Origin of the sequence: Stenotrophomonas sp. PS02301 (assembly GCF_029959485.1) — a bacterium.
Classification (GTDB): Bacteria; Pseudomonadota; Gammaproteobacteria; order Xanthomonadales; family Xanthomonadaceae; genus Stenotrophomonas; species Stenotrophomonas maltophilia_Z.
The window spans coordinates 1-7,288 of record NZ_JASCOO010000145.1; the positions used below are offsets into that span (position 1 = coordinate 1).

6 protein-coding genes and 1 pseudogene are annotated in these 7,288 nt (G+C 69.8%); 1 reads left to right on the forward strand and 6 read right to left on the reverse strand.

What is annotated here, in order from left to right; all coding sequences use genetic code 11:
- The 5 genes from QMX81_RS19850 to QMX81_RS19870 form a co-directional block, all read right to left on the reverse strand.
- Positions 1 to 2,578, reverse strand: a 2,578-nt coding sequence (locus QMX81_RS19850; protein WP_282264074.1) for a serine/threonine-protein kinase, incomplete at its 3' end; no start/stop codon positions are given.
- 30 nt (positions 2,579 to 2,608) lie between these two features.
- Positions 2,609 to 3,172, reverse strand: a complete 564-nt coding sequence (locus QMX81_RS19855) for an ECF-type sigma factor (protein ID WP_088435324.1) — start codon at positions 3,170 to 3,172, stop codon at positions 2,609 to 2,611.
- A 65-nt stretch (positions 3,173 to 3,237) separates the two neighbouring features.
- On the reverse strand, positions 3,238 to 4,050 hold the full coding sequence (gene mutM, locus QMX81_RS19860) for a bifunctional DNA-formamidopyrimidine glycosylase/DNA-(apurinic or apyrimidinic site) lyase (RefSeq protein WP_282264078.1): 813 nt from the start codon (positions 4,048 to 4,050) through the stop codon (positions 3,238 to 3,240).
- Between the two features lie 77 nt (positions 4,051 to 4,127).
- Complete coding sequence (locus QMX81_RS19865; protein ID WP_282264080.1) at positions 4,128 to 4,505, reverse strand: EF-hand domain-containing protein; 378 nt, start codon at positions 4,503 to 4,505, stop codon at positions 4,128 to 4,130.
- Positions 4,506 to 4,508: 3 nt separating this feature from the next.
- Positions 4,509 to 5,711: a fatty acid desaturase gene (locus QMX81_RS19870; protein ID WP_282264082.1), complete on the reverse strand. Its 1,203-nt coding sequence runs from the start codon at positions 5,709 to 5,711 to the stop codon at positions 4,509 to 4,511.
- A gap of 150 nt (positions 5,712 to 5,861) precedes the next feature.
- Here QMX81_RS19870 and QMX81_RS19875 point away from each other — a divergent pair, with 150 nt between their 5' ends.
- Positions 5,862 to 6,692 (forward strand): ATP-binding cassette domain-containing protein, encoded by an 831-nt coding sequence (locus QMX81_RS19875; protein ID WP_121043854.1) that lies wholly within the window; start codon positions 5,862 to 5,864, stop codon positions 6,690 to 6,692.
- Positions 6,693 to 6,694: 2 nt separating this feature from the next.
- Here QMX81_RS19875 and QMX81_RS19880 read toward each other — a convergent pair.
- A pseudogene (locus tag QMX81_RS19880) lies at positions 6,695 to 7,288 on the reverse strand (hypothetical protein); the annotation flags it as partial.

Here is a 7,288-nt window from a genome sequence, read left to right on the forward strand (position 1 = left end):
CCGCGTGTCCCAGGCGGCCCAGGTTCCGGCCCCAGGCCATGTGCAGCGCGCGCTGCAGCGCCGGGCTGGACGGCCCCGCCCGGCCCACCCGTCGCATCAGCGCCGCCAGCTGCTCGCCCGCCTGATGCGGGTCGCCGAATGCGCTGATTAGTTCGGCCATGCGCCGATCCGCCTGTTGCACCGACGCATCGTCGTCGCCCCGTTGCGCGGCCTGCCACTGCCGTCCCTCGTGCAGGGCAGCCAGCGCCGCCTGCCAGCGCCCCGCCTGGGCCAAGGCTTCGCCCAGGTCATACAGGCCCTGCGGCAGCAGCCCCACGCAGTCGGGTTGCCGCCAGATCGCCACCGCCCGGGCGAAGTCGTCGATCGCCAGGGTGCTGTCACCGCGCTCCAGTGCCGACCTGCCCAGCGCGTGCCAGGTCAGCCCGGTGTCGCGGTGTTGCTCGCCCAAGGCCTGCCGGGTCAGGTGATGGACCTGCTGCAGCTGGGTGTCGGCCTGCTGCAGATCACCGCGCTGCATCGCCAGCAGGGCACGCAGCCGGCGGATCGACAGGGTTTCCGGGTGATCCGGCCCATACATGCCCACCGCATCGGCGCTGGCGATCTTCAGGGCCCGCTCGGCTGCGTCCAGATCGCCCTGCGCAGCCAGGGTCTCGCCCATGTGCCGGCGCAGCGCGATCAACTGGGGATACCGCACGGTGTCACCGGCCTGCAGCAGCTGCAGCGCTTGCTGGTAGCCGGCCAGTGCCGCCGGGCCGCGGCCATCGTCGCTGTCCAGTGCGGCCAGGTCAGCCAGGCTCTCCGACGTGCCGGGGGTATCGCGCAGTACATCGCGCCGCAGCACCAGGGCCTGTTCGAAGGCGGCGCGGGCGTTGTCGCGGTACCCCAGGAGTTGTTGGCAGCGCCCGAGCTGGGTGTGGTACTCGGCCACGGCGGCCGGCAGCCGCAGGCGATACTCGGCGGCCAGCGCCTGCATAGGGGTGAGGTGCGTCACGCACTCGCGCGAGCGGCCCAGCATGCGCAGCGCACGGCCGCGCTGGGTCACCGCTTCCAGCTGCAGGGTAGGCGGCACCTCGCCGGCCTCCTCCAGCAACGCGCGCTGTCGGTCCAGCGTCTGCAGCGCCAGCTGGTAGTCGCCCATACCGATCCGCAACCGCCCGATCACGCCCTCCAGCTCGGCCAGCGACAGCGGTTGATCGCGCAGTTCGGCCTCGCCACGTTGCTGACCGGTGGCCAGCAGCTGGCGCAGATCGAAGCTGCCATGGCGCACGCTGGCGGCGCGGTCGAACAGGCCCACGGTGAAATCCTGCATGGCCTGCGCACGCGCGATCTCGCGCCGCGCCTGCTGCATCTGCCACAGCGCGGTCAGTGCCAATGCGAGCAGCGCCAGCACCGCCATGGTGCCCAGCGCGACGCCCCAGCGATGCCGGCCCAGGTATTTGCGCAGCCGGTAGCCCACGTGCTGGGGGCGGGCGTGGATCGGGCGGCCCTCGAGGAAGCGACGCAGGTCCTGCGCCAGCGCTTCCACCGAGGCGTAACGCTGCGCAGGCTCCTTCTGCAGGGCCTTGAGCAGGATCGTATCCAGATCGCCACGCAGGCGCCGCGACAGGCGCCTGGCCGCCCCGGCCGGCTCGCCACCGGCGGCGGCCACGCGCGCCATGACGGCCGAGGCGCGCGGTGCCTGCACCTCCAGGATCGAGCGTTCCCACTCGGCATCACTGTGCCGGCGCAGCCGATAGGGCTTTTGCCCGGTGATCACCTCGAACAGCACCACCCCCAGCGAGTACACATCGGTCAGCGTGGAGACCGGCTCGCCGCGCACCTGTTCCGGCGCGGCGTAGTGCAGGGTGAACGCCCGCGCTTCGGTGGGGGGATGCACGGGCGGCTTGCCCTCGTCATCGTCGAGCAGTTTGGCGATGCCGAAGTCCAGCAGCTTCACCTCGCCTTCGGCCGTGACCAGGATGTTGGAGGGCTTGAGGTCACGGTGCACGATCAGGTTGGCATGCGCATGGCTGACCACCGCGCAGACCTGCAGCATCAGCTGCAGACGCCGCTCCAGCGGGAGCGCCAAGCGCTGGCAATACGCGGTGATCGGCTCGCCTTCCACATAGGCCAGCGCAAGATAAGGCTGCCCCTGCAGATCCACGCCGGCATCCAGCAGATGGGCCAGGTTCGGGTGCTGCAGCCGGGCCAGGATCTCGCGCTCGCGGCTGAAGCGCTGGCGCAGGCCGGGATCGGCGTAGCCGCTGCGCAGCAGCTTCAGCGCGACCTGGCGCTCGTACAGGCCATCGGCGCGCTCGGCCAGCCAGACCTCGCCCATGCCGCCCTCGCCGAGAGGCCGGAGCAACCGGTACGGGCCGACCCGTGTGCCCACCCGGCTGTCTTCCGGCGCAGCGGTCCACAACGGCTGGGCGAGGAACTCGTGGCTGTCGCGCTCATGTGCGAGCAGGCGCTCCACATCGTCGGCCAGGCTCGGATCGTCCTCACGCAGGCGCAGCAGCCGCTGCTCTCGCGCCGGTTCGGGCAGTTCCAGCAATTGATCCAGCAGGCAGGACAGCTGCCGCCAGCGTGACGCCTCCATCGGTCCTCTCCCCGGACGATGCGTGGCCTTTCAGGGCTCCCCGACCGAGGCCAGCAGGAACATACGCGCCTTCTGCCAGTCGCGGCGGATGCTGCGCTCCGAGCGTTGGCATAGATCGGCAATCTCCTGCTCGGACAGGCCAGCGAAGTAACGCAGTTCCACCACCTTGGCCAGGTGTGCATCCACCGCATGCAGCTGGGCCAACGCCACATCCAGCGCCAGCAGGTCTTCATCCAGACGCACGCCGCTGCTGCTGTTTTCGGGCAGCTCCACCCGCTTGAGATCACCGCCGCGTTTGCGCGCCAGCCGGTTGCGTGCGTAATCGACCACCACGCTGCGCATCGCCGAGGCGGCGTAGGCAAAGAAATGCGCGCGATCCTCGAAGCGGGCCGCACCCCGGGAGCCGAGCAGCTTCAGGTAGGACTCGTGCACCAGCGAGGTGGCATCCAGGGTGCGCCCCTGCTGCCCGGCAAGCTGCCGGCGGGCCATGCTGTGCAGCTCGTGATAGAGCAGGGTCAGGACCCGGTCGAGCGCGGCGCGGTCGCCCGCCCGGGCCGAATCCAGCCACACGGTGATATCCGGTCCTTCGTCCATCGCACACCCCCGCCGGTGACGTTGGGCGGACTATACCGCCGGGCAGGCGACAGGCGCGCGACGATTCAGCGCTGGCAGTGCCCGCACCAGACGCTGGCGCGCTGGCCGATGGTGGCGTGGCGGAGCAGCCGGCCACACTGGCGGCAGGGCTCGCCTTCACGCCCGTAGACCAGCAACTCCTGCTCGAAGTAGCCCGGCGCCCCGTCCGGATTGATGAAATCGCGCAGGGTGGTGCCGCCGCGGGTGATGGCATAGGCCAGGATCTGTTTCACCGCATCGGCCAGGCGCTGGTAGCGCGCGCGGGAGATCTTGCCGGCCTCGCGCAGCGGGTTGATCCCGGCCATGAACAGGCTTTCGGCGGCGTAGATGTTGCCCACCCCGACCACGATGCCTTGGTCCATGAGGAAGGTCTTCACCGACGCGCTGCGACCGCGGCTGCGGGCGAACAGATAGTCGCCATCGAAGGCCTCATCCAACGGCTCCGGGCCGAGTCCGGCCAGCAGCGAATGGGTTTCTCCGGCCGGCTGCCAGAGCAGGCTGCCGAAGCGGCGCGGGTCGTTGAAGCGCAGCAGGCGCCCATTGTCCAGGCTGATGTCGACGTGGTCGTGCGCGCGCACCGGGGTGTCGCCGGGCAGCACGCGCAGGCTGCCGGACATGCCCAGGTGCAGCAGTGCGCTGCCCACGGCGGTATCGAGCAACAGGTACTTGGCACGCCGGCGCACGCCTTGGATGGCCTGCCCGGGGAGCAGCGTGCTGATCTCCGGCGGGATCGGCCAGCGCAGGTCGGGCCGGCGCAGGATCACGCCGTGGACGTTGCGGCCTTCCAGGTGCGGGGCCAGGCCGCGGCGGGTGGTTTCTACTTCAGGGAGCTCGGGCATGGGGGAATTCTAAGGGGTCCGCCGATGAACCACGGTGTAGCGCGGGGCGCTGCCTCGCGGCGATCCGAGCGCGACGCTCAGCGCGGCGGCGCAGCCAACTCGCGCGCACTCAAATACCCGTCGCCATTGGCATCCTGCTTGTGGAACCGCTGGATCAGCGTCTGCCGCTGCTGCTCCCGCGTGATCGGCGGACCTTTGCCACCGGGCAGCTCATCGGCGCTGAGTACGCCATCGCCGTTGCGGTCCATGCGATCGAAGGCGTACAGCAGCCACTGCACGTACTCCTCCACGCCGACCCGGCCGTCGCCGTCGGTGTCCATGCGCTGCAGGTAGCTGCCGGTATCAGTGACCTGGGCCTGTGCCGTCGCACCCAGCAACCCAACGGCCAGGCCCAGACACGCAAAACGCCGCACAAGGCGGCGTTTTGCGGATGCGTTCCCGGTCGGGAAGCGCATCGATCAGTGCGCCGTCAGCGCGTAGCCCTTCAGGCGCGCGGCGTAGTTCTGCAGCGCGGCGATACCACTGGCTTCGGCTTCGTGGCACCAGGCCTGCAGCAGCTTCAAGCGCTCGGCGGCGTCGTTGCCGCGCGCTTCCAGCAGGGCGGCCAGACGGGCGCGGTGTTCCACCAGCACGCGGATGCGCGGGCGCTGCTCGACCCAGGTAGTGAGCTGGGCGCGGCAATCCGGCTTGAGCCAGCGGCCGTCGTTGACCAGGCCACGGCGCATGCGGCGCGGCAGCAGCTTTCGCAGCTTGGCGCCAGCCATCGCAGCTTCTTCGCGCAGGGCCGGGACGAACACATTGCGCTGGTAATCGGTCATCGCCTGGAAGCGGTGCGACAACAGGGCCTTGAGCGTTTCCGCATCCGGCACGGCGATGTTCGGGCGCACGTCCATGCTTGGCGCCACGCGCAGCACCTTGGCCAGGCGCAGGGCCTGCAGGCCGCGGATCACGGCCCAGCCGATATCGAACTCCCAGCGGCGCATCGAGAAGCGCGCCGAGCTCGGAAAGGCATGGTGATTGTTGTGCAGCTCTTCACCGCCCACCCAGAACGCCCACGGCGTCAGGTTGGTGGAGGTATCGGCAGATTCGAAGTTGCGGTAGCCCCACCAGTGGCCCAGGCCATTGATGACGCCGGCCGCCCAGAACGGGATCCAGGCCATCTGGATCGCCCACAGGGCCACGCCGGGCAGGCCGAACAGCATGCTGTTGATGACCAGCAGTGCGACCGGGCCGAGGTTGGCGTGCGGGGTGTACAGGTGGCGCTCGATCCAGTCATCCGGAGCGCCGCGGCCGTACTGCTCGATATCCGCACGCATCGCGCGGGCCTCGCGGTACAGCTCCACGCCCCGCCAGAAGACCATGCCGATGCCCTTGGTCACCGGGCTGTGCGGGTCTTCATCGGTTTCCACCTTGGCGTGGTGCTTGCGATGGATCGCCACCCACTCCTTGGTGATCATGGAGGTGGTGAGCCAGGTCCAGAACCGGAAGAAGTGCGCGATCACCGGGTGGAAATCCACCCCCCGGTGCGCCTGGCTGCGGTGCAGATACAGGGTCACGGCGAAGATGGTCAGCTGGGTGAACACCAGCAGCACCAGGCCCATGCCCCACCAGCCGAGGCCGACGACACCGCCGGTCAGGAAGTTGAGGAGCGTATCGAACATCGCAGGACTCCGGGCCGCACTCGGCCGTCAAGGAAACAGGGATACCTTCGGACATGATGGGGCCTGACGTTGCAAACTTCATCCCTTCGATGCCATTTTTGCGCAGTCATTCAGTTCTTCCCTTACCTTCGTGAGCATGCCCCCGCATTCATGACAGTCGCAGCCTCGCCGGCGGTGCCGGCCTCCCCCGTCCCCCTGATCGAGCTCGACCGCGCCTGTGTCATCCGCGGCCAGGTCCGGGTCCTGCACGATCTCAGCCTGCGCATCGAACAGGGCCAGCACACCGCCCTGCTTGGCCCCAATGGCTGCGGCAAGTCGTCCTTCATCAAGCTGATCACCCGCGAGCTGTATCCGCTGGCGCACGGTGATGGCACGGTGGCGGTGCGCGTGCTCGGCCAGAACCGCTGGCAGGTGGACCGGCTGCGCTCGCAGCTGGGCATCGTCACCGGGGACCTGAGCAGCAATCTCTCCGACATGCCCGGGCTGACCGTGGAAGAGGCGGTGCTGACCGGCTTCTTCGCCAGCTTCGTGGTGCCGGCCTTCCGCGAGGTGAGCCCGGAGATGCGCGAACGCGCGCGTGAAACCCTGGCCATGACCGGTGCCCTGCCGCTGCTGCAGCGCGGCTATGCCGAACTCTCGGCCGGCGAAACCCGGCGCGTGCTGATCGCCCGGGCGCTGGTGAACCGGCCGCAGGCCCTGCTGCTGGATGAACCCTCCACCGGGCTGGACCTGATCGCCCGCGAGCAGCTGATCGCCACCATGCGCGAGCTCGCCCGCCAAGGCATCACCCTGGTGCTGGTGACCCACCACATCGAGGAGATCATTCCCGAGATCGAACGGGTGGTGATGCTGCGCGGCGGCAAGATCCTCGCTGACGGCCCGCGCGCGGCGCTGCTGCGCGATGCACCGTTATCCGAGCTGTTCGGCGGCCCGATCCGCGTGGTGGATCAGGCCGGCCGGTTGAGCGCGTTCGCGGGGTGAACTCAGAACCTCACCGCCACCGCACGTGATTCGATCGGTGCCATCCGGCTCTGGTCCTGCAGCTGCAGGTCACGCACCTCGAACGGGGCGGCATAGCCGCTCGGCAACGCCACGCTGGCGAACGGCAGCCGCAGCTCACCCGCCCCTACCGTCGCGAACCACGCCGCACTATGTGCCTGCGCCACTGGCCGCAGCGTCCCGTCCGGGCCGGTGGCATACAGGGTGCCACGCGCCTCATAGCGGCCCGGCGCACCGATCTGCAGCGGCAGGCGCACCTCGCGGCGGCTGGCATCCGCCTCGACCTGGCCCTGGAAGCGCGCCGTCGCCTGCGCCACCGCGAACGCCACCTTGGCATCGCGCTGCACGCCTTCGGCACTGACAAACGCCTGCAGTTCCCACAACCCCTGCGCCGTGCCGATGTCCTGCGGCACCGTCACCTGTGCACGCAGACCGTCTCTGGCGGCGACCAGCGGAACCGGCCAGCTGCGGCCATCGGGCGCCACCAGCAGGGCCTCGCCTACGGCCGGGCGCGGGCCCCGCCCCCCCCCCGCGGGCCGGCCCCCCGCCCCCCCCCCCCCCGGGGCCCCCCCCCCCCC

Excerpts from the sequence above, each read along its gene's own strand:
- QMX81_RS19855 (WP_088435324.1), bottom strand. The coding sequence starts at position 3,172 with ATGGACGAAGGACCGGATATCACCGTGTGGCTGGATTCGGCCCGGGCG.
- mutM (WP_282264078.1), bottom strand. The coding sequence starts at position 4,050 with ATGCCCGAGCTCCCTGAAGTAGAAACCACCCGCCGCGGCCTGGCCCCG.
- QMX81_RS19865 (WP_282264080.1), bottom strand. The coding sequence starts at position 4,505 with ATGCGCTTCCCGACCGGGAACGCATCCGCAAAACGCCGCCTTGTGCGG.
- QMX81_RS19870 (WP_282264082.1), bottom strand. The coding sequence starts at position 5,711 with ATGTTCGATACGCTCCTCAACTTCCTGACCGGCGGTGTCGTCGGCCTC.
- QMX81_RS19875 (WP_121043854.1), top strand. The coding sequence starts at position 5,862 with ATGACAGTCGCAGCCTCGCCGGCGGTGCCGGCCTCCCCCGTCCCCCTG.